At 72.9% G+C, this 19,781-nt stretch carries 20 protein-coding genes and 1 pseudogene; 16 read left to right on the plus strand and 5 right to left on the minus strand.

The window, feature by feature from the left end; genetic code table 11:
- Positions 1-105: 105 nt before the first annotated feature.
- The 12 genes from ACFYU9_RS23285 to ACFYU9_RS23340 all read left to right on the plus strand — a co-directional run bounded on the left by ACFYU9_RS23285 (position 106) and on the right by ACFYU9_RS23340 (position 12,873).
- Entirely contained in the window at positions 106-585 is a 480-nt protein-coding gene (locus ACFYU9_RS23285) for a cupin domain-containing protein (RefSeq protein WP_389210580.1), read from the plus strand.
- A 134-nt stretch (positions 586-719) separates the two neighbouring features.
- Positions 720-1,325, plus strand: coding sequence for a histone deacetylase (locus tag ACFYU9_RS23290; RefSeq protein ID WP_389345861.1), 606 nt, complete (start codon positions 720-722; stop codon positions 1,323-1,325).
- Between the two features lie 56 nt (positions 1,326-1,381).
- A complete protein-coding gene (locus ACFYU9_RS23295) occupies positions 1,382-2,227 on the plus strand; it encodes a Bro-N domain-containing protein (RefSeq protein ID WP_389345862.1) in 846 nt (281 codons plus the stop codon).
- Between the two features lie 232 nt (positions 2,228-2,459).
- Positions 2,460-3,317: a DUF2797 domain-containing protein gene (locus ACFYU9_RS23300; protein WP_389345863.1), complete on the plus strand. Its 858-nt coding sequence runs from the start codon at positions 2,460-2,462 to the stop codon at positions 3,315-3,317.
- Positions 3,318-3,443: 126 nt separating this feature from the next.
- A complete protein-coding gene (locus ACFYU9_RS23305) occupies positions 3,444-3,779 on the plus strand; it encodes an antibiotic biosynthesis monooxygenase family protein (protein WP_389210572.1) in 336 nt (111 codons plus the stop codon).
- Positions 3,772-4,689: an amidohydrolase family protein gene (locus tag ACFYU9_RS23310; RefSeq protein WP_389345864.1), complete on the plus strand. Its 918-nt coding sequence runs from the start codon at positions 3,772-3,774 to the stop codon at positions 4,687-4,689. Before ACFYU9_RS23305 ends, ACFYU9_RS23310 begins: the two co-directional genes overlap by 8 nt.
- 23 nt (positions 4,690-4,712) lie before the next feature.
- Positions 4,713-5,453, plus strand: a complete 741-nt coding sequence (locus ACFYU9_RS23315) for a response regulator transcription factor (protein WP_389210569.1) — start codon at positions 4,713-4,715, stop codon at positions 5,451-5,453.
- 12 nt (positions 5,454-5,465) lie between these two features.
- Positions 5,466-6,971 (plus strand): sensor histidine kinase, encoded by a 1,506-nt coding sequence (locus ACFYU9_RS23320; RefSeq protein WP_389345865.1) that lies wholly within the window; start codon positions 5,466-5,468, stop codon positions 6,969-6,971.
- A gap of 64 nt (positions 6,972-7,035) precedes the next feature.
- Positions 7,036-8,286: a glycosyltransferase gene (locus tag ACFYU9_RS23325; RefSeq protein WP_389345866.1), complete on the plus strand. Its 1,251-nt coding sequence runs from the start codon at positions 7,036-7,038 to the stop codon at positions 8,284-8,286.
- Positions 8,283-10,394 carry a glycosyltransferase family 39 protein gene (locus ACFYU9_RS23330; RefSeq protein WP_389345867.1) on the plus strand — a complete coding sequence of 704 codons (2,112 nt, stop codon included), beginning with the start codon at positions 8,283-8,285 and terminating at the stop codon, positions 10,392-10,394. The genes ACFYU9_RS23325 and ACFYU9_RS23330 overlap by 4 nt, the downstream gene beginning before the upstream one ends.
- 83 nt (positions 10,395-10,477) lie before the next feature.
- The gene (locus ACFYU9_RS23335) at positions 10,478-12,013 is read left to right on the plus strand and encodes an MFS transporter (RefSeq protein WP_389210562.1); all 1,536 of its coding nucleotides are present in this window, start codon (positions 10,478-10,480) and stop codon (positions 12,011-12,013) included.
- A gap of 71 nt (positions 12,014-12,084) precedes the next feature.
- On the plus strand, positions 12,085-12,873 hold the full coding sequence (locus ACFYU9_RS23340) for a TetR/AcrR family transcriptional regulator (RefSeq protein ID WP_389345868.1): 789 nt from the start codon (positions 12,085-12,087) through the stop codon (positions 12,871-12,873).
- A 109-nt stretch (positions 12,874-12,982) separates the two neighbouring features.
- On the opposite strand, the gene ACFYU9_RS23345 is transcribed toward ACFYU9_RS23340, so the two are convergent.
- Both ACFYU9_RS23345 and ACFYU9_RS23350 read right to left on the minus strand, forming a co-directional pair.
- Positions 12,983-14,593, minus strand: coding sequence for an MDR family MFS transporter (locus ACFYU9_RS23345; protein ID WP_389210558.1), 1,611 nt, complete (start codon positions 14,591-14,593; stop codon positions 12,983-12,985).
- Positions 14,594-14,632: 39 nt separating this feature from the next.
- The gene (locus ACFYU9_RS23350; RefSeq protein WP_389210556.1) at positions 14,633-15,076 is read right to left on the minus strand and encodes a MarR family winged helix-turn-helix transcriptional regulator; all 444 of its coding nucleotides are present in this window, start codon (positions 15,074-15,076) and stop codon (positions 14,633-14,635) included.
- Between the two features lie 189 nt (positions 15,077-15,265).
- Here ACFYU9_RS23350 and ACFYU9_RS23355 point away from each other — a divergent pair, with 189 nt between their 5' ends.
- On the plus strand, positions 15,266-15,511 hold the full coding sequence (locus ACFYU9_RS23355) for a hypothetical protein (protein ID WP_389210554.1): 246 nt from the start codon (positions 15,266-15,268) through the stop codon (positions 15,509-15,511).
- A gap of 236 nt (positions 15,512-15,747) precedes the next feature.
- Here ACFYU9_RS23355 and ACFYU9_RS23360 read toward each other — a convergent pair whose 3' ends face one another.
- A complete protein-coding gene (locus ACFYU9_RS23360; protein ID WP_389345869.1) occupies positions 15,748-15,987 on the minus strand; it encodes a hypothetical protein in 240 nt (79 codons plus the stop codon).
- A gap of 759 nt (positions 15,988-16,746) precedes the next feature.
- Here ACFYU9_RS23360 and ACFYU9_RS23365 point away from each other — a divergent pair.
- Positions 16,747-17,157 (plus strand): hypothetical protein, encoded by a 411-nt coding sequence (locus ACFYU9_RS23365; RefSeq protein WP_389345870.1) that lies wholly within the window; start codon positions 16,747-16,749, stop codon positions 17,155-17,157.
- Positions 17,158-17,856: 699 nt separating this feature from the next.
- Entirely contained in the window at positions 17,857-18,198 is a 342-nt protein-coding gene (locus tag ACFYU9_RS23370; RefSeq protein ID WP_389210548.1) for a DoxX family protein, read from the plus strand.
- Between the two features lie 9 nt (positions 18,199-18,207).
- On the opposite strand, the pseudogene ACFYU9_RS23375 reads toward ACFYU9_RS23370, so the two are convergent.
- Positions 18,208-18,309: pseudogene (locus tag ACFYU9_RS23375) on the minus strand (DUF397 domain-containing protein); the annotation flags it as partial.
- Complete coding sequence (locus tag ACFYU9_RS23380; protein ID WP_389211473.1) at positions 18,281-19,177, minus strand: Scr1 family TA system antitoxin-like transcriptional regulator; 897 nt, start codon at positions 19,175-19,177, stop codon at positions 18,281-18,283. The gene ACFYU9_RS23380 and the pseudogene ACFYU9_RS23375, both read right to left, overlap by 29 nt.
- 183 nt (positions 19,178-19,360) lie before the next feature.
- Here ACFYU9_RS23380 and ACFYU9_RS23385 point away from each other — a divergent pair, with 183 nt between their 5' ends.
- Positions 19,361-19,747 (plus strand): hypothetical protein, encoded by a 387-nt coding sequence (locus ACFYU9_RS23385; RefSeq protein WP_389345871.1) that lies wholly within the window; start codon positions 19,361-19,363, stop codon positions 19,745-19,747.
- Positions 19,748-19,781 lie beyond the last annotated feature (34 nt).

Raw genomic sequence — 19,781 nt, forward strand, 5'->3', positions numbered from 1 at the left:
CGTAGGCGGCACGGATCTGCGCTCGAACCGGAGATATTTCTCCGGTTCAGGCGTACGGTGGGGTCACGCATCGGCATGGCCACGGCCGCCAGGGAGGACTCACGCATGTCCGCAGACCGCTTCTTCCTTCTCCAGCCCGAAGAGACCCGGCAGACCCGCGTCCCGCTGCCACCCGGCTTCGGCGTCAAGGTCGGCACCACCGACAGCGAGGGCCGGCTCGCCGTCCTGGAGAACCGTCTCGACGTCGACATCCCGTCCCATGTGCACGAGAAGATGGACGAGTTCGTCTACGTGCTCGAAGGCGCGATGGAGATCGACTTCCAGGGCACCACCCATCGCCTCGCACCCGGCACGTGCGCGCTCCTGCCCCACGGCATCCCGCACGCCATGCGCAACGCCTCCCAACCCCCGGCCCGCGTCCTGCAGATCTCCGCCCCCGGCGGCTGGGACCACTTCCTGGCCGACCTCTTCGCGGCCGGCCCCGCCGTCCGGACCGCCGAGGGCGCCATGGACCTGGCGAAGGTCAACGTCATCGGCGAGCCGTACGGCATGCGCTACACGCAGGGGACGATGACGCTCGACTAGCCGAGGTCCGGCCTCGGGCCCATGGGCCAGGGGGCGGTCGGTCGGCGCACCCGTCCCGCCGCCCTCCGCCCGACGCGCCCGCCCTCCTACGGCTACCGCGGGCCCCGGCGTCGCAAGCGGTAGCGTCCGGCGGCATGGTCGTCGAGGTCTGGTACGTGGCCTACGGGTCGAACATGTCCGGGGCGCGGCTCGGGCGCTATCTCGCCAAGTGCCGGGACCGGCGGGCGCCGCGGGAGTCGCGGGCCGTCGTGCTGCCGGGGGCCGTGTACTTCGCGACCGAGTCGGCCGTGTGGGGCGGCGGGCGGGCGTTCTACGACCCGGGCGCCGACGGCGCCGTGTGGGCGCGGGCGCATCTGCTGACCGCGGGGCAGTTCGCGGACATCGCCGCGCAGGAGATGTACCGGGAGGCCGGGGCGGGCGGGGAATGGGACCTGGCCCGGGTCGCGGCGCGCGGGCGGGCGGCGTTCGGGCCGGGGCGGTACGAGACGGTGGTGTGCGCCGGGGAGCTCGACGGGCTGCCGCTGCTGACGCTCACCGCGCCGTGGGCGATGGACGAGGTGGAGCACCTGGCGCCCTCGGAGGCGTATCTGCGGACGATCGTGACCGGGCTGCGGGAGGCCGGCGCCTGGAGCGCCGGCGAGATCGCCGGCTATCTCGCGACCCGGCCGGGTGCCGCCGGGCGGTGGTCCGCCGAGGCGATTCTTGGGATCGCTCCCACACCTTCGAGTGAACCGGGCTGATTTCCATGTCAGTTGAATATGCCCTCGGCCTAACGTGCATACGGAGGTGAAGTCCGATGAACGCCACCGATGCCATCGACGTCGACGACTTCGTGTACGCCGCCACCGGAGCGCGGCTCCGCAGGCTCACGCTGCCCGACGGGACGCACTGGTTCCCCGCCGTGGACGCGGCCCGCCGGCTCGGATACGCCAGCGCCCGCCAGGCCCTCCGGGCCCATGTCGCCCCCGCACTCCACACCACCGTCGGCGAGTTGCCCGGCGACGGCGACGACGACCACTCCGGACTGAAGCCGTCCACCCGGGTCGTCTGCCTCGAAGGGCTCGTCCAGCTCGTCAACGCCTCCACCCGCTCCGACGCCGCGCCCTTCAAGGCGTGGGTCGCCGAGGTCGTCGCCGGCTTGCAGCGCGACGGCTCGTACGGGCTGGAGATCTCGCCCCTCCGTGCGGCCGGGTTCGTCCTGCCGCAGTCCCTCCTCGACGTCCTCGTCCGCCTGGAGGAGGGCGAACTCCGGCTCGACGAGGAGCAGACCGCCCTCCTCCGCGAGGCCGGACAGACGCTCCACCGGATCGCCGAGTCCCTCCAGCGCGTCCCCCTCCCCGCCATCCCCGCCCAGCGCGGCGCGCCCGCCCTCACCTCCCAGGAGCTCCTCGACTCCTGGTGCGCCCGCAACCTCGTCGTCAGCCCCGACGTCCACGCCGTCGCCGCCTACCTCGCGCCCGCGCTCGTCCGCGGCGGCGTCCGCTACCGCCTCGAAGAGGTCGCCCGCCGCACCGGCCTCACCGCCGAGCGCGTCCGCGACTGCGTCCGGGTGCTCGTCGAGCGCGGCTGCATGCGGTACGCGGGCGGTGGCGCGGGCGGCGACGGAGGCGGCGACGGCGGGCTGCTGTACGTGCTGCCGTGACCCGGCCCGCGTGCTCCCGCGGTCCGCGTGCTGCCGTGACCCGGCCCGCGTGCTGCCGTGACCCGGCGCTCGTGCTCCCGCGGTCCGCGGGCTGCCCCGGCCGCGCCCTCGTACAGCCCCGGCCCCCGTACCGCCCCGGCCTCGCCCTCGTGCTCCCGCCACCACGCACCGCCCCGACCCACCCGCCCTCGCGAGCGACCCCGCTGTCAGTGGCCCGTACGACACTGGACGCATGAGCGGCTGGCGGAGCAAGGGCATCTCCTGGCGCGGCGGCGCACCCGCCCTGCGCTGGGCGGGCGGGCGCGTCAGCGCGCTCGCGTACGGGCGGGACATCGCGTTCCGGGCCGTCGGCGAGCGGCGGTGCGCCGGCGCCCGGGGTAACGCCTGCGCGCTCGCCGCCGTCGTGCCCGGGCGCAGTACGGGCGGGCGGTGCGCCGAGTGCGCGCGGCTCGACCGGGCGCACTCCGTGGCCGCCGACACGATCGCCGACGACCCGCGTCCGTACCGCGTGTATCTCGCCTGGTCGGGGCCCGGGATGGTGAAGGTCGGCATCACCGCCGAGGAGCGCGGCGACGCCCGGCTGCTCGAACAGGGCGCGGTCGCGTTCAGCTGGCTCGGACGCGGGCCGCTCATGGCCGCGCGGCGCACGGAAGAGGTGCTGCGGCACGCGCTCGACGTGCCCGACCGCGTCCCGTACGCCCGCAAGCGCGCCGTCCGGCACGCCCTTCCGCCGGCCGCGGAGCGGGAGCGCGAGGTCGCCGAGCTGTACGGGCGGGCGCTCGGCGTCCCGGCCTGGGCGGAGACCCTGGAGGCGCTGCCCTGCGAGGTCCACGACCACGGGCGGCTCTTCCGGCTCGACGCCCTCGCCTCGTACGCCGCCGCGGTCACCGGGCTCGTCGACGGCGGTGTCGTCGCCGGCCGGCTCCTCGCCGCCGCCGGACCCGATCTGCACCTGCTCGACCACGCCGGACGGACCGTCGTCCTCGACACCCGGCTGCTCACCGGATGGGAGCTGCACCGCGCCGCTTCCGACGAGGCCGTGACCGTGCCCCTGGCCGCCGCCGGCCAGAGCCAGGCGGCGCTGTTCTGACGTCCTGAACCGCCCCCGCCGCCCGAAGCCCCGACCCGCGCCCCCGCCGCCCCGAACCGTAAAGTCTTGGATCCCTTCAGTGGGCATCCATGGACACCCGCCGCCCCGCCCCCGCAGGGTGATCACATGACCCAGAGCCTGGTGGCGGGCATCGAACCGCCTTACTACACCGCTGTCTTCACCTCGATCCGGCCGGAAGCCCCGGAGGGCTACGCCGAGACCTCCGCCCGGCTGGGCGAGATCGTCAAGGACATCCCCGGCTTCCTCGGCTACGAGTCCGCCCGCACCCCCGGCGGCATCGGCATCACCGTCGCCTACTTCCGCGACGAGGACGGCCTCACCGCCTGGCGGCAGAACCCGGAGCACGCCGCCGCCATCCGCCGCGGCCGCGCCGAGTGGTACGACGCGTACAGCCTGCACGTCGGCAAGGTCGAGCGGGCCTACGGCTTCGTCCGTGAGTGAGCCGGCCGAGGCGGCCGGGGTGCGGGCCTGGACCGACGGGCTCGGGCTGCCCGGGCTCGTCGACGTCCACACGCACTTCATGCCGCAGAACGTCCTCGACAAGGTGTGGGCCTACTTCGACTCCGCCGGGCCGCTCACCGGCCGGCCGTGGCCCATCACCTACCGGGCCGAGGAGGAGCGCCGGGTCGAGCTGCTGCGGGAGTTCGGGGTGATCGCCTTCACCTCGATGCTCTACCCGCACAAGCCCGGCATGGCCGGCTGGCTCAACGAGTGGGCCGCCGGCTTCGCCGCCCGCACCCCCGGCTGTCTGCACACCGCGACCCTCTTCCCCGAGCCCGGGGCCGCCGGGTACGTCCGCCGGGCCCTGGACGACGGCGCCCGGGTCTTCAAGGTGCACGTCCAGGTCGGGGGCTTCGACCCCAACGACGAGCTGCTCGACGCCGTTTGGGGACTGCTCGCGGACTCCGGCACCCCCGTCGTCATCCACTGCGGATCCGGGCCCGCGCCCGGCGCGCACACCGGCCCGGGGCCGGTCGCGGCGCTCCTGGCCCGGCATCCCCGGCTGCGGCTGATCGTCGCGCACATGGGGATGCCGGAGTACGCGGAGTTCCTGGACCTCGCCGAGCGGTACGAGGGCGTCCACCTCGACACGACGATGGCGTTCACCGACTTCGCCGAGGAACTGGCGCCCTTCCCGGCCGGCGAGCTGAAGCGTCTGGAGGCGCTCGGCGACCGCATCCTCCTCGGCACCGACTTCCCCAACATCCCCTATCCGTACGGGCACCAGCTGCACGCCCTCGAACGGCTCGGCCTCGGCGGCGACTGGCTCCGGGCCGTCTGCCACGACAACGCCGTCCGCCTCTTCGCGCTTTCTCAGGGAATTCACAGGGAAGCGAAAGAAACGTCTTAAGTGCGGCGGACACCGTGATCCGCATGACTGCTGCGACCACCTCCCGCTCGCGCACCACCGCGCGCGTCCCCGACGCCGCCACCGTCCGTGTCCTCGTCGTCGACGACGAGGCGTCGCTCGCCGAGCTCCTGTCGATGGCCCTGCGCTACGAGGGCTGGCAGGTGCACAGCGCGGGTGACGGTGCCGGGGCGCTGCGAACGGCGCGGAGCTTCCGGCCCGACGTCGTCGTGCTCGACATGATGCTGCCCGACATGGACGGTCTTTCGGTCCTCGGGCGGCTGCGGCGCGAGCTGCCCGACGTGCCGGTGCTGTTCCTGACGGCGAAGGACGCCGTCGAGGACCGGATCGCCGGGCTCACGGCGGGCGGCGACGACTACGTCACCAAGCCGTTCAGCCTGGAGGAGGTGGTGGCCCGGCTGCGCGGGCTCATCCGGCGCTCCGGTGCCGCCCAGCAGCGCAGCGAGTCGCTGCTCACGGTCGGCGACCTCACGCTCGACGAGGACAGCCACGAGGTGACCCGCGGCGGCGACTCGATCCACCTCACCGCCACCGAGTTCGAGCTGCTGCGCTATCTGATGCGCAACCCGCGCCGGGTGCTCAGCAAGGCGCAGATCCTGGACCGGGTGTGGTCGTACGACTTCGGCGGCCAGGCCAACGTCGTCGAGCTGTACATCTCCTACCTGCGGCGGAAGATCGACGCCGGGCGCGAGCCGATGATCCACACCCGGCGCGGGGCCGGCTACCTCATCAAGGCGGCGGAGTAGGCCCCGGTGGGCGTGCGTCTTCGCCCCCGGGGTCCGTGGTCGCTGCGCACCCGGCTCGTCCTGTCCGCCGTCGGCCTGATCGCGGTCGTCTGCGCCGTCATCGGGACGGTGACGACGATCGCGTTCCGGTCGTACCTGTACGAGCAGGTCGACGAGCAGCTCCTCGGCGTCTCCCACCGCGCCGCCGGCCCGCCGCCCACGGCCCCCGGGCCGGTGCCCGGCGGCTTCGACACGCCGCTGGGCTTCGTCATAGGGCCGGGCGCGCCGCTGCGCACGGTCGGCGCGCTGGTGGTCGACGGTGAGGTGACCTCGGCGTCGGTGTCGGCGCAGCCGGGGGACGGGCCGTACGGGCCGAGGTATCTCGCCCTGCCGCTGGACGCCGCCCAGACCGCGGCCCTCGCCTCCGTCCCGCGCGACGGCGACCCGCACACCGTCGCCCTGCCGGGCGGGCTCGGCGACTACCGGGTGCAGTACACGAGCGGCAAGCGCGGCGACTTCCTCACCGGCGTGCCGCTGGCCGAGCTGCAGAACTCCCTGTCCACCCTGGTCGTCGTCGAGCTGAGCGTCACGGCCGCCGGGCTCGTCGCCGCCTCGCTCGCCGGGACGGTGCTCGTGGGGGTCGCGCTGCGGCCGCTGCGGCGGGTGGCCGCGACCGCCGCGCAGGTGTCCCGGCTGCCGCTGCACAGCGGGGAGGTGGCGCTTGACCACCGGGTGCCGGAGGCCGAGGCGGATCCGCGCACGGAGGTCGGGCAGGTCGGCGCGGCGATCAACCACATGCTGGACCACGTGCATTCGGCGCTCGACGCCCGTCAGCGCAGCGAGACGCGCGTCCGGCAGTTCGTCGCGGACGCCAGTCATGAGCTGCGCACGCCGCTGGCCTCGATCCGCGGCTACGCGGAGCTGATCCGCTGGGCCGAGGAACGCGGCAGCGAGGAGCACGGGCCCGACACCCGGCACGCCCTGGGGCGGATCGAGTCCGAGGCGGTCCGCATGACGGGCCTGGTGGAGGACCTGCTGCTGCTCGCCCGGCTCGACAACGGACGCCCGCTCTCGTACGAGAGCACCGATCTCGCCCCGCTCGTCGTCGACGCCGTCTCCGACGCCCGCGCCGCGGGCCCCGGACACCACTGGCGCCTCGAACTCCCCGGCCCCGCCGACACGAAGGTCCCGGCCGACGGCGCCCGGCTCCACCAGGTGCTCGTCAACCTGCTGGCCAACGCCCGCACCCACACCCCGCCCGGCACCACCGTCACCGCCCGCCTGCACGAGGCGCCCGGCCACGCGGTCGTCGAGGTCGAGGACGACGGACCGGGCATCCCGCCCGAGCTCCTGCCGTCCGTCTTCGAGCGGTTCGCGCGCGGCGACGCCTCTCGCTCCCGGGCCGACGGAAGCGCCGGAAGCACCGGACTCGGGCTCGCCATCGTCCGGGCCGTCACCCTCGCCCACGGCGGCGACGTGACCGTCGACAGCGTGCCCGGCCGCACCCTGTTCTCGGTCAGGATCCCCCGGACGCGCTGAACTCACAGGCCTGCCACAGCCTCGGCACACGCCCCTGACAGCGGCCGCGCCGAACCTCTGGGACATGCGAACGCTTCCCGCGCGGGAGCACCTCCCCGTGGGCGCGGCCGGCCGGCCCGTCCTCGACGTGGTGATCCCCGTCCACAACGAGGAGAAGGACCTGGAGCCGTGCGTGCTGCGGCTCCACGACCACCTCTCCCGCACCTTCCCGTACGCCTTCCGCATCACCGTCGCCGACAACGCCTCCACCGACACCACCCCGCGGGTGGCCCGGGCGCTCGCCGCCCGCCTCCCGGACGCGGTCCGCTCCGTACGCCTGGAGGAGAAGGGCCGCGGCCGGGCGCTGCGCACGGTGTGGTCGGCGTCCGAGGCGCCCGTCCTCGCGTACATGGACGTGGACCTGTCCACCGACCTCAACGCGCTGCTCCCGCTCGTCGCCCCGCTCATCTCCGGCCACTCCGACCTGGCGATCGGCTCCCGGCTCGCCCGCTCCTCGCGGGTGGTGCGCGGGCCGAAGCGGGAGTTCGTCTCCCGCGCGTACAACCTGATCCTGCGCGGCTCGCTCGCCGCGCGCTTCTCCGACGCCCAGTGCGGCTTCAAGGCGATACGGCGTGAGGTCGCCGAGCGGCTCCTGCCGATGGTCGAGGACACCGGCTGGTTCTTCGACACCGAGATGCTGGTGCTCGCCGAGCGGGCCGGGTTGCGGATCCACGAGGTGCCGGTCGACTGGGTCGACGACCCGGACTCGACCGTACGGATCGTGCGCACCGCCACCGACGACCTGAGGGGCGTGCTGCGGGTGGGGCGGGCGCTGGCGACCGGGTCGCTGCCGCTCGACCGGCTGGCCCGGCCGTTCGGCGACGACCCGCGCGACCGCGAACTGACCGGCGTGCCGGGCGGCCTGGCCCGCCAGCTGGTCGGCTTCTGCGTCGTCGGCGCCCTCTCCACCCTCTTCTACCTGGCCCTCTACTCGCTCTTCCGGCTCGGCGCCGGCCCCCAACTCGCCAACGCCGCCGCCCTCCTCGTCTCCGCCGTCGCCAACACGGCCGCCAACCGCCGTCTCACCTTCGGGGTCCGCGGCCGGGAACGCGCCGCCCGCCACCAGGCCCAGGGCCTCGTCGTCTTCGGCATCGGCCTGGCCCTGACCAGCGGCTCGCTCGCGGCGCTCGGCGCCGCGAGCGGCGAGCCGTCCCACTCCACCGAACTCGCCGTGCTGATCGTCGCCAACCTCGCCGCGACCGTCGTGCGCTTCCTCCTCTTCCGCCTCTGGGTCTTCCCGGCCCCCGAGCGTTCCCCGAACAGGACCACCCGATGAACTCGTACTTCCGACGCCTCTGGCGCGGGCGGGCCGACGACGCGCCCTGGGTGCGGCCCGCCTTCCTCGGCCTGCTGCTCGCCACCGCCGCCCTCTACCTGTGGAACCTGAGCGCGAGCGGCTACGCCAACTCCTTCTACTCCGCCGCCGTCCAGGCCGGCAGCCAGAGCTGGAAGGCGTTCTTCTTCGGCTCGCTCGACGCGGCCAACGCCATCACCGTCGACAAGCCGCCGGCCGCGCTGTGGCCGATGGCCCTGTCGGTCCGGCTGTTCGGGCTCGGCTCCTGGCAGATCCTCGTCCCCGAGGTGCTGATGGGGGCGGCCACGGTCGCCGTCCTGTACGCGGCGGTGCGCCGCCGCTTCGGCGCGGGCGCCGGCCTGCTCGCGGGCGCGGTGCTCGCGCTCACCCCGGTCGCCGCGCTGATGTTCCGCTTCAACAACCCGGACGCGCTGCTCGCGCTCCTGATGACCGTCGCCGTCTACTGCGTGCTCCGTGCCCTGGAGCTGGACCGGGGCGCCGGGCGGTGGCTGGTGTGGGCCGGGACGGCACTCGGGTTCGCGTTCCTCGCCAAGACCCTGCAGGCGTTCCTGATCCTGCCGGTGCTCGCGCTGGTGTACGTGGTGTGCGCGCCGGGCGGCGTGGCGCGGCGGCTCGGCCGGCTCGGACTGGGCGGGCTCGCGCTCCTGGTCTCGGCGGGCTGGTGGGTGGCCCTGGTCGAGCTGTGGCCGGCGTCCTCGCGCCCGTACGTGGGCGGTTCGCAGAAGAACAGCTTCCTGGAGCTGACCTTCGGCTACAACGGCCTCGGCCGGCTCAACGGCAACGAGACCGGCAGCGTCGGAGGCGGCGGCAGGGGCGGCGGTCCCGGCGGTGGTCCCGGCGGCACGGTCCTGGACCTGCCCGCGGGCATGGAGCTGCCCGGGCGGCCCGGCCGCGCCGGCGGCGGGGGCTGGGGCGAGGCGGGCCTCGGCCGGATGTTCAACGAGCAGGTCGGCGGCCAGATCTCCTGGCTGCTGCCCGCCGCGCTGATCCTCCTCGTCGCCGGCCTCGTGGTGACCTGGCGGGCGGCGCGCACGGACACGGCCCGCTCGGCGTTCCTGGTGTGGGGCGGCTCGCTGCTGCTCACGGCGGGCGTGTTCAGCTTCATGGCCGGCATCTTCCACGAGTACTACACGGTGGCCATGGCCCCGTACCTCGCCGCCGTCGTCGGCATGGGCGCGGCGGTGCTGTGGGAGGAGCGCACGCGCTGGTCCGCCTCGGCGACGCTGGCGGCGGCGGTCGCGGTGACGGCGGGGTGGGGCTTCGTGCTCCTCGGGCGTACGTCCGACTGGCTGCCGTGGCTGCGCTGGACGGTGCTCGTGGCCGGTGCCCTGGGCGCGCTCGGGCTGCTCTTCGCGGGCCGGGCCGACCGCCGCCTCGGCCTCGCGGCGGCGGGTCTCGGTCTCGCGGCCGGCCTCGCGGGCCCGTTCGCGTACACCCTCACCACGCTCGCCGAAGGCCACCGGGGCTCGATCGTGACGGCGGGCCCGGCGGGCATGCGCGGCCCGGGCGGGATGCGCATGCCGGGCAACGGCCGGATGCTCGCGCTGTACGGGCCGTGGCCGGGCGGCCAGGGCACGGGCCAGGCTCCGGCGGGCGGCCAGGGCACGGGCCAGGCTCCCGGCGGCGGTCAGGGCGGTCAGGGTGGCCGGGGTCCCGGCGGTGGTCAGGGCGCGGGAGCCTCGCGTGGCGGCGGTCCCGGCGGGCTCCTCGACGGCGCCACCGTCGGCTCGGCCGCCCGGCAGAAGCTGTTGGCCGACGCCGACTCCTACACCTGGGTCGCCGCCTCCGTCGGCTCCCAGAACGCCGCGAGCTACCAGCTCGCCACCGAGAAGCCGGTGATGGCGATCGGCGGCTTCAACGGCAGCGACCCGTCGCCGACGCTCGCGCGGTTCAAGCAGTACGTGGCCGAGGGGCGGATCCACTACTTCATCGCGTCGGGCGGCGGATTCGGCGGGGGCGGGGCGGGCGGCGGGAGCGCGATCGGCTCCTGGGTCGAGTCGACCTTCGAGAAGGTCACCGTCGACGGCGCCACGTTCTTCGACCTGACCCGGAAGACCCGGAAGACCTAGGAGAAATAAAACCCCTATACAGCGTAAGAGGGCTCCTATACGGTGTACGAGAACTCGCCTCGTACACCGTATAAGGAGTTGCCATGACGGCGTCGACCGCCGCGAACGAACCGGCCGCCACCGGCGGCCACCCGCAGCGCTGGCTGATCCTCGGCGTCATCTGCCTCGCCCAGCTCACCGTGCTGCTCGACAACACCGTGCTCAGCGTCGCCATCCCCTCCCTCACCAGCGAACTCCACGCGTCCACCAGCGACATCCAGTGGATGATCAACGCCTACTCGCTCGTCCAGTCCGGCCTGCTGCTCTCCGCCGGCAACGCCGCCGACCGCTACGGCCGCAAGAAGCTCCTCGCCCTCGGCCTCGCGCTCTTCGGCATCGGCTCGCTCACCGCCGGACTGGCCGACTCCACCGGCCAGCTGATCGCCGCGCGCGCCGGAATGGGCGTCGGCGGGGCGCTGCTGATGACCACGACCCTCGCCGTCGTGATGCAGATCTTCGACGACTCGCAGCGGGTCAAGGCCATCGCCATCTGGGCCACCATCAGCTCCCTCGGCTTCGCCGCGGGACCGCTGATCGGCGGCGCGATCCTCAACCACTTCTGGTGGGGGATGATCTTCCTGATCAACATCCCGGTCGCGGTCATCGGCCTGGTCGCCGTGCTCAAGCTGGTCCCCGAGTCCAAGAACCCGCAGGGCGAGCGCCCCGACCTGCTCGGCGCGTTGCTCTCCACCATCGGCATGACCTCGGTCGTGTACGCGATCATCACCGGCCCGGCGCACGGCTGGACGTCCGCGCAGGTCCTCGTCCCGGCCGCGATCGGCATCGTCGTGCTCGCCGCCTTCGCCGCCTGGGAGCTGCACACCCCGTACCCGATGCTCGACATGCACTTCTTCCGCAACCAGAAGTTCGTGGGCGCGGTCGCGGGCATGGTCCTGGTGATGTTCGGGATGGGCGGCTCGCTCTTCCTGCTGACCCAGCACCTGCAGTTCGTCCTCGGCTACGAGCCGCTCGAGGCGGGTCTGCGGATGGCGCCGCTGGCGCTCACCATCGTCGTGCTCAACCTCTCCGGCATCGGCCCGAAGCTCGTCGTGAAGATCGGTACGCCGCCGGCCGTGGCGCTCGGCGTGTCGCTGGTCGCCGCCGGCCTGACCTCGATCGCCCTGCTCGGCGGCGGCACGGACGGCAGCTACGGCGGCATGCTCCTCGGCCTGGTCCTCATGGGCACGGGCATCGCCTTCTCCAACCCGGCCATGGCCAACGCCGTCATGAGCGCCATCCCGCCGGAGAAGGCCGGCGTCGGCGCCGGCGTCAACGGCACGCTCGCCGAGTTCGGCAACGGCCTCGGCGTCGCCGTCCTCGGCGCCGTCCTCAACGCCCGCTTCGCCGCCCTCGTCGCCGTCACCGCGACCTCGCTCCCGGCCGCCCTGGCCGCGGCGGGCAGCGACGGCGAGCGCGCGCAGATCCACGACGCCTTCGCCTCCGGCCTGCAGACCAGTCAGCTGGTCGGCGCGATCGCCGTCTTCGCCGGCGGACTGCTCGCCGCGGCCCTGCTCAAGCGGGCCGAGCGGACACAGGCGCGGGCCGCGGCGCGGGCGGAGCAGGAGACGGTGGCTGCTTAGCATGGTCGGGAACCACGGACAGGCGCCCGCACAAGCGCCCGTAGAAGCGCGCTGACAGGCGGAGGAACGCGATGGTGAAGGCAGCGGACAGGGCCAACAACCCTGCGCGTTCCAGTGTCTGGCTGGAGAACCGGGCCGCCCGCAGCGGCGGCGGCCCGGCCGGGCTCGACCGCGAGCGGATCGTCGCCACCTCGGTCCGGATGCTCGACGAGGAGGGCCTGGCCAAGCTGTCGATGCGCAGGATCGCGACCGAGCTGAACGTCACCGCGATGTCCCTCTACTGGTACGTCGACACCAAGGACGACATCCTCGAGTACGCCATCGACACCGTGTACGGCGAGATCGACCTGGCGGTGGTGACCGGCGCCGGGCCGGCCTGGCAGGACCGGATCCGGGCCCTCGCGCTCGAATACCGGCGGATGCTGGTGCGCCACCCCTGGATGTCGTCGGTCGCCGGCCAGTACCTGAACATCGGCCCGAACGCGATCGCCGTCGGCGTGCGGATCCAGGAGGCGATCCGGGACACCGGGCTGCCGCTCTCGCGCCAGCCGAGCGCGATGTCGGCGGTCTTCCAGTTCGTCTACGGCTACGGCACGATCGAGGGCCAGTTCAGCCGGGTCGCGGCGGCGGCCGGCATGTCCCAGGACCAGTACTGGGTGGACTCGCTGAAGGCGTTCCGCGAGGACGAGAGCTTCATGGGCGCCCTGGACGAGATGAAGGACATCCTCGACGAGCGCCAGTCGCACGGCAACGTCACGGAGATCTGGGACCGGGACTTCGACTACGCGCTCGACGTGCTGGTGGCGGGCATCGAGGTCATGGTCGAGCGGAGCCGCACGGAGGAAGCCGAGCAGGAATGACGAAGCACGCGTGACGAAGCGGAAACGACGGAGCGGCGGGCCGTCCCCTGCCCGCCGCTCCGTACTGAACCCGGCCGCGCCTCCGCTCGAAGCGCGGCCGGGAGTTTTTTTACTTGGCGGCCTTCGCGGCCACCTTCTCGTCGGCCTTCTCGTCGGCCTTCACCGTGTTGCTCTTCAGCGCGACCTCCTTGATGAACAGCGTCACCAGGAAGGCGAGGAAGGCGAACGGCGCCGCGTAGAGGAAGACGTCGCCGACGCCGTGCCCGTACGCGCTCTCGATGACCGTGCGGATCGGGGCGGGCAGCTTGTCCAGGTCCGGGATGCCGCCACCGCCGTGGCCCATGGCCGCCGCGGCCTTCGGGCCGAGCTCGGCCAGGCCGTCCTTGACGTAGCCGGTGACCCGGTGGGCCATCAGCGCGCCGAGCGCCGAGACACCGACCGCACCGCCGAGCGAGCGGAAGAAGGTGACGACGGAGGAGGCGACGCCGAGGTCGGAGGGGGCGACCTGGTTCTGGGTGCACAGGACCAGGTTCTGCATCATCATGCCGAGGCCGAGGCCGAGGAGCGCCATGAAGATCGCGATGTGCCAGTACGGGGTGTCGTAGCGCAGGGTGCCGAGCAGCCCCAGGCCGGCGGTGGCGAGGGCGCCGCCGCTGATCAGCCACGCCTTCCAGCGGCCGGTCTTGGTGATGATCTGGCCGGAGACGGTCGAGGAGACGAACAGGCCGCCGATCATCGGGATGGTCAGCACGCCGGACATCGTCGGCGACTCGCCGCGGGCCAGCTGGAAGTACTGGCTGAAGAAGACCGTGCCGGCGAACATCGCGACACCCACGAAGAGCGAGGCGAGCGAGGCGAGGGTGATGGTGCGGTTGCGGAACAGGCGCATCGGGATGATGGGCTCGCTCGCCTTGGACTCGACGAGCACGAAGACCGCGCCGAGCAGGATCGAACCGCCGACCATGGCGGCCGTCTGCCAGGACATCCAGTCGTACTTGTCGCCGGCGAAGGTGACCCACACGAGGAGCAGGGAGACGGCGGCGCTGATGAAGAAGGCGCCGGCCCAGTCGACCTTGACGTCCCGCTTCACGACCGGGAGCTTCAGGGTCTTCTGCAGCACGATCAGCGCGATGACGGCGAAGGGCACGCCGACGTAGAAGCACCAGCGCCAGCCGAGCCAGTCGGTGTCGGTGATGACGCCGCCGAGCAGCGGGCCGCCGACGGTGGCGACGGCGAAGGTCGCGCCGAGGTAGCCGCTGTACCGGCCGCGCTCACGCGGGGCGATCATGGCGGCCAGGATGATCTGGGAGAGGGCGGTCAGACCGCCGACGCCGATGCCCTGGACGACGCGGCAGGCGATGAGCATGCCGGTGTCCTGGGAGAGACCGGCGACGATCGAGCCGGTCACGTAGATGATCAGGGCTATCTGGACCAGCAGCTTCTTGGAGAAGAGGTCCGCGAGCTTGCCCCAGAGCGGGGTGGTCGCGGTCATCGCCAGGAGCGAGGCGGTGACGACCCAGGTGTAGGCGGACTGGCCGCCGCCGAGGTCGCTGATGATCTGCGGGAGGGCGTTGGAGACGATCGTCGAGGACAGGATGGCGACGAACATGCCGAGCAGCAGCCCGGACAGCGCCTCCATGATCTGCCGGTGCGTCATCGGCGCGGCGGGGGAGTCGGTCCGGCCCGCCTGAGCACCCGTGGCAGGTGCGGTGGTAGCCATGGAATTCCTTTGCGTGAAGTCTGCTGAGTGCTGCTGCGGTCAGGCGTGGTGGGCCCGGCAGTCCCCGAAGGAGTCGCGGAGGCGGGCGAGCAGGGTGGTGAGCTGGTCGACGTCGTCGTCGGACCAGTCGGCCAGGTGGTGGGCGAGCATGGCGGTCAGCCGGTCGTCGAGTTCGGCCAGCTTGTCCGCGCCCGCGGGGGTGAGGCGCAGGATGCGGGAGCGCTTGTCGGCGGGGTCGGGCAGGCGCTCGACCCAGCCGCGCTCGGCGGTGTGGGCGACATGGCGGCTGCTGACCGACATGTCGACGGCCATCAGCTCGGAGACACGGCCCATCCGCATGTCCCCGTGGTGCTTGAGCAGGGCCATCACGATGGCGGAGCCGCCGGGGCAGTCGGCGGGCAGGGAACGCGCCATGCCCCGCTTCACGGCGCCGATGGCACTCACCTGGCGGGCGAGGACCTCGTACCGGCTCTGCCTGTCCATGGACCCCTCCATCTTGTTGCTTAGGGCAACCATAGAGATGGATGGTTGCTTCAGGCAAACTAAATCGGTCAAAGAGGGCTAAAGAATCGGTAAAGCGGGGCGGGGCGCGGGGAGGCGAGGTGTGGGTACGGGGCAGGGCGGGAGACCGGGGCTTGGGACGGCGGCGACGACTTCGCTAGGGTCCGGGCCATGGCACACAACCCCCAAGCACCGTACGGCCAGGGCGCCCAGGGCCCCGAGGGCTCCTACGACCCCGCCGGCAGCACCCAGATGTTCCGCGCCTTCGTCGACGAGGGCACCACTCCGCAGCGTCCCGGCGCCGGCCGTCAGCAGGCCGTCGCCGTCCAGTCCTCCGGCCCCCGCGTCGGCCTGATTGTCGGCATCGTCGTCGCGATCGCGGTCCTCGCGGGCGTCGCGTGGCTGGCGCTGGGCTGACGCCCGCGCGTAGCGCCGCCGGGAGGGCGGCCGGGACGGAGGCCGCTGACGGGCGCCGCGTCCCGGCCGCCCTCTTCGCGTGTGGGGCGCGGCCGCGCAGGGCCGGACACCGGCCGGGCGCCGCCGACCGGGCCGGCGGGCCGGTGACGGGTGGGTTGCCCCGGCGGAGGAGCGCACACACCTCGGGGCCGGTGCCACGGGATGGGTGGCACCGGCCCCGAGAGAGAAGGGCTCGCTCAGCCGCCGAGCGGCAGAGCGCCCAGCGGCAGGCCGCCGAGGCCGTTCGTCGCCAGGCCGCCGAGGCCCGAGGTCGTCGGGCCGTTGGCGCCGGGGGCCTTGGCGCCGTGGTTGGTGAGGCCGCCCAGGCCGTCCGTCACCTGGCCCAGCGGCAGCGGCGCGGCGCTCGCGGTGGGCGCGGCGGCAGCGGCGACGGCGAGGGTGCCGATGACAGCGGCGGCGACCTTCATCTTCTTCATGGGGAACTACCTTTCTCGGCAACGCACGGTCGCCCGGTGATCGATACGCCCTGACTAACGACGGGGCAACGGCGGGGAAACCCCCACCGGGAGTGACCGCGAGGTCCTCGGGGTGAACGCGCCTTGCACGGGCGACGTGCGGCCGCCCTCTCTCCGAGTGTGGCCCCCTCCACCGGCCCCTCAAGGGCGCTCCTTCGTCGCGTCGCTGCGCGATGGCCTTCGGCCACCCTTGACCGTCCGGCTCCGGGAGCCTTTTCACACTCGGAGGGCGGCCGGGGGCGGGGCCGCGCGGAGGTCCGGGAGTCCGCCGGGCCCCGTGGGCGGGCCGTCGGCCCGGTGGGTGGGGCTTCGGGTATCGCTCCGCGAGGAGGCTCGTGCTGCCCGGTGGGTGGGGGCTCGGTTTGTGGCCGGGCGGGGGATCCCGTGTCCGCCGTCCCTGGGTGCGCGGCCGTGGAATGGGGTGCCCATGCGGGCGCGGGCGACTGGCGGCCATGTCCCGGCCGGGGCTCATGCCCCGCTGGTCACTGCCGGTGGGCGGTGGGCGGTGGGCGGTGGGCGGTGGGAGTGGGGGGCGGTGCGAACCCTTTCCCCGCGCTGGACGACCTCTGGAGTCACAGAAGTCCCCATGCGCCCCACGCGTGTGGGTGATGCGGGACCAGCGCGGAGAAAGGGCTCGAAGTCCCGGCCGCTGCGCCCCGGGAGGCAGCCGTATGAGCCCTGGGAACGGCCTCGGAGCCAGAGCGCCCTTAGGCTCGTCCGGTGTTCGATCGTCTGGAGATCAGGGTGGTGGCGCCGGGCCCCCGGTTCGCCGCGCAGCTGCGGTTCTGGGTCAACGGTGAGGACGTGGTCGGAGCGGCGGTCGGCGAAGGCGGCCGTGGACCGTTCGCGGCGGACGCGCTGCCGGCCGGCGGCCTCAGCCCGTTCCGCGCGACCGGAGAGGCGCGCCGCCTGGAGCTGGGGGAACCGGACTGCACCGGTGGCTGCTGCGGATTCCTGACTGCGGTCGTGCAGCGGTTCGGGGAGATCGTGCAGTGGTCGGACTGGGAGGTTCCGTGGGCGGCGCACACCCCGGTGCCCTATCCGCCGCCGGAGCTGCACTTCGAAGCGAGTCAGTACGACGCCGAAGTGGCGCGCGCGGAGGCGGACCGCTGGTGGCAGGTATCCCGGTAGCCCGGCCGGGTGCGACCCGCCCGACGAGCCCTTACCGCGCGCTGACGCGGCGGGGCGCCGCCGACGCCCCCGAACAAGAACCCTGCCGTGGGTTCATGACGGAGAAAGGGCTCACCCGACACCGCCCCACCCCCACCGCCCACCGGCAGTGACCAGCGGGGCATGAGCCCCGGCCGGACGGCGGCGGCCACTCGCCGAACAGGGAGGGGGCACTCCATTCCACGGCCGCGCACCCAGGGACGCCGGACATGGCATCCCCCACCTCGGCTACAAACCGAGCCCCCACCCACCGGGCAGCACGAACCCCTGCTGCGGAGCGATACCCGGGCTCACCCACCACCGGCCGGCCACTCGCCTACGGCGGGGGCGGCTACCCGGGCCTGTTCGCGCGGCCCGGCCCCCGGCCGCCCTCCGAGTGTGAAATGGCTCCCGGAGCCGGACGGTCAAGGGTGGCCGAAGGCCATCGCGCAGCGACGCGACGAAGGAGCGCCCTTGAGGGGCCGGTGGAGGGGGCCACACTCGGAGAGAGGGCGGCCACACGTCGCGGACACGAGGAACGGTCACCCCGAGGGCCTCTGCCGCCGCCCGGAAAACGGCTCCGAAAAAAAGTCGGCGGCGCGGTCACACGTACGTCGCGCGCGGTGTCAGTGCAGTGCGAGCGCGGGAAACGCCCGCCGCCGCACGAACGAGGAGCCCGAGATGTCCACCACCGCCATCGTCGTCACCGCCGTCGCCGCGTTCATGGCCGGGTTCTCCGGGGCGTCGATCTTCTTCCGCGCCAAGTTCGTCGTCGAGCCGCTCGCCGAGTACGGCGTCCCGCGCTCCATCTGGAACTTCCTGGGCGCCGCGAAGCTGGCGGGCGCGGTCGGTCTCCTGGTCGGGTACGCGATCCCGGCGATCGGGATCGCCGCCGCGATCGGCCTGGTCCTCTACTTCGCCGGCGCCGTCATCACGGTCGCCCGCGCCCGCGCGTACGGCCACATCCCGTTCCCGCTGATCTACATGGCCCCGGCGGTCGCGGTCCTGGCCCTGGCGGCGTGAGGCGCCGGACTAGAGGCTGCGAACGAACGAGCCCCAGGCCACCCGCCCGAAGACGACAGCAGGGCCCTCAGGGGCCTTGCTGTCACGTACGGGGACGAGGCCGGGGAATCCGGGGGCGACTTCGAGGCAGTTGCCTCCGTCGTTGCCGCTGTAGCTGCTCTTGATCCAGGTCGACGCGTCGAGTTCGTGCCTCTGCATGCTGCTCGTACCTCTCCATCGCCTCGCTGATCAGAGCGGCGGATTCCGTCGCTGACAGAGCGTCCGCCCGGAGCACATCATAGGTCTGGCTGTGCCGTGCGAAGAGGGCTGGATCATCGATGAAATGACCCTGTCCCAGCGACTCCGAGTAGATCCACTCCTTGCCTTTCGGTAGCCGGATCAGCGACATCGAAGTGCTTGGCGGGACCAGTTCAGCCCGGTCGGCCGGTGCGACCTGAATCACGAAGTTCGGCCGCCTGCCCAGCTCCAGCAGGTGCGCGCACTGGTCGCGCATGACGGCGGCATCGCCCACCACGTTCCGCAGGCAACTCTCGTCGAGGACGGCGATGTACAGCGGGCCGTCCTCCGCCAGGAAGCGCTGCTGACGGCTCAGACGGGCCCTGACCCTTCGCTCAGCCTCGTCCGGATCGGCGATCTGCGAGAGCAGGGCGTACGCGTAGTCCGGGGCCTGGAGCAGGCCTGGGACCACTTGCACCTGGTACTCCCGCAAGGCAACCGCCTCCGCGTCCATCGCCGCCCGCCGCTCGAACCAGTCCGGATGCTGCACCTCCGGATACCAGTCGATCCGCCGCCACAACCGCAGTAACACCCCTCCCGTCCCCAGCACCTCGTCGCACCCCTTCGCGAACGTGTCCGCCGGCACCCGCTTCGCCGCCTCCACCCGCGCTACCAGCGACCGGTCGCAGTGCACCTGCCGAGCCAGCACCTCCTGGGTCAGGCCCGCTGACTCCCTGTAATGCCGGAGCAGTTCGCCGAACATCTCCGCCGTCGTCGCGGCGTCCGCATTGGCGACCGTCGTGCCCTTCTGGCTCACAGCAACCCCCCTCGTGACAGCAGCCCTTGTCACGCGATCAGTGTTGTGGCCGCCCTCTCCATTGAGCAACGCTGAGGGCACACAGAGTAATCGCCCGATCGGGTGAGACGTGAGAGGAACGGTGGAATCGTGGGGTGCACGGGCGGCGCGTACGTGGGGCCGGAGCGCGGGGACTTCCTGTACGACCTGGTGGCGCGGAAGGTCGGCGAGTTCCGGGGCAAGGCCGGGCCGTACGCGATGCTGCGGCCCATCGGCGGCGGTCGCGAGTGGCAGGCGGATCCGGAGCGGGTGCGGCCGGCGACGCAGGACGAGCGGCTGAGCGCCGGGGTGCGCGCCGTCAACGAGCGGGCGAGCGCGGCGTACGAGCTGATGCGCCCACCCGTACCCGTACCGCACTGCCCCGAGTGCACCGAACTGGCCGCCTCCCGCGCCGGCGCGCGCGCCCGGTTCGACTGGAGCGCCGAGACCGACGCGAACGTCCTTCTGCGCCGCCACCAGGCTGACGTACATCCCTAGAGGTGTTAGGTTTCTTCCTAGGAGCCCCAGGAAG

This window comes from Streptomyces sp. NPDC004327 (genome assembly GCF_042873935.1).
In the GTDB taxonomy this organism is placed as follows: domain Bacteria; phylum Actinomycetota; class Actinomycetes; order Streptomycetales; family Streptomycetaceae; genus Streptomyces.

What these genes read in the sequence shown, in the direction of transcription:
- ACFYU9_RS23285 (WP_389210580.1), top strand. Translation starts at nt 106, where the DNA reads ATGTCCGCAGACCGCTTCTTCCTTCTCCAGCCCGAAGAGACCCGGCAG.
- ACFYU9_RS23290 (WP_389345861.1), top strand. Translation starts at nt 720, where the DNA reads ATGGTCGTCGAGGTCTGGTACGTGGCCTACGGGTCGAACATGTCCGGG.
- ACFYU9_RS23295 (WP_389345862.1), top strand. Translation starts at nt 1,382, where the DNA reads ATGAACGCCACCGATGCCATCGACGTCGACGACTTCGTGTACGCCGCC.
- ACFYU9_RS23300 (WP_389345863.1), top strand. Translation starts at nt 2,460, where the DNA reads ATGAGCGGCTGGCGGAGCAAGGGCATCTCCTGGCGCGGCGGCGCACCC.
- ACFYU9_RS23305 (WP_389210572.1), top strand. Translation starts at nt 3,444, where the DNA reads ATGACCCAGAGCCTGGTGGCGGGCATCGAACCGCCTTACTACACCGCT.
- ACFYU9_RS23315 (WP_389210569.1), top strand. Translation starts at nt 4,713, where the DNA reads ATGACTGCTGCGACCACCTCCCGCTCGCGCACCACCGCGCGCGTCCCC.
- ACFYU9_RS23325 (WP_389345866.1), top strand. Translation starts at nt 7,036, where the DNA reads ATGCGAACGCTTCCCGCGCGGGAGCACCTCCCCGTGGGCGCGGCCGGC.
- ACFYU9_RS23330 (WP_389345867.1), top strand. Translation starts at nt 8,283, where the DNA reads ATGAACTCGTACTTCCGACGCCTCTGGCGCGGGCGGGCCGACGACGCG.
- ACFYU9_RS23335 (WP_389210562.1), top strand. Translation starts at nt 10,478, where the DNA reads ATGACGGCGTCGACCGCCGCGAACGAACCGGCCGCCACCGGCGGCCAC.
- ACFYU9_RS23340 (WP_389345868.1), top strand. Translation starts at nt 12,085, where the DNA reads ATGGTGAAGGCAGCGGACAGGGCCAACAACCCTGCGCGTTCCAGTGTC.
- ACFYU9_RS23345 (WP_389210558.1), bottom strand. Translation starts at nt 14,593, where the DNA reads ATGGCTACCACCGCACCTGCCACGGGTGCTCAGGCGGGCCGGACCGAC.
- ACFYU9_RS23350 (WP_389210556.1), bottom strand. Translation starts at nt 15,076, where the DNA reads ATGGACAGGCAGAGCCGGTACGAGGTCCTCGCCCGCCAGGTGAGTGCC.
- ACFYU9_RS23355 (WP_389210554.1), top strand. Translation starts at nt 15,266, where the DNA reads ATGGCACACAACCCCCAAGCACCGTACGGCCAGGGCGCCCAGGGCCCC.
- ACFYU9_RS23360 (WP_389345869.1), bottom strand. Translation starts at nt 15,987, where the DNA reads ATGAAGAAGATGAAGGTCGCCGCCGCTGTCATCGGCACCCTCGCCGTC.
- ACFYU9_RS23370 (WP_389210548.1), top strand. Translation starts at nt 17,857, where the DNA reads ATGTCCACCACCGCCATCGTCGTCACCGCCGTCGCCGCGTTCATGGCC.
- ACFYU9_RS23380 (WP_389211473.1), bottom strand. Translation starts at nt 19,177, where the DNA reads ATGTTCGGCGAACTGCTCCGGCATTACAGGGAGTCAGCGGGCCTGACC.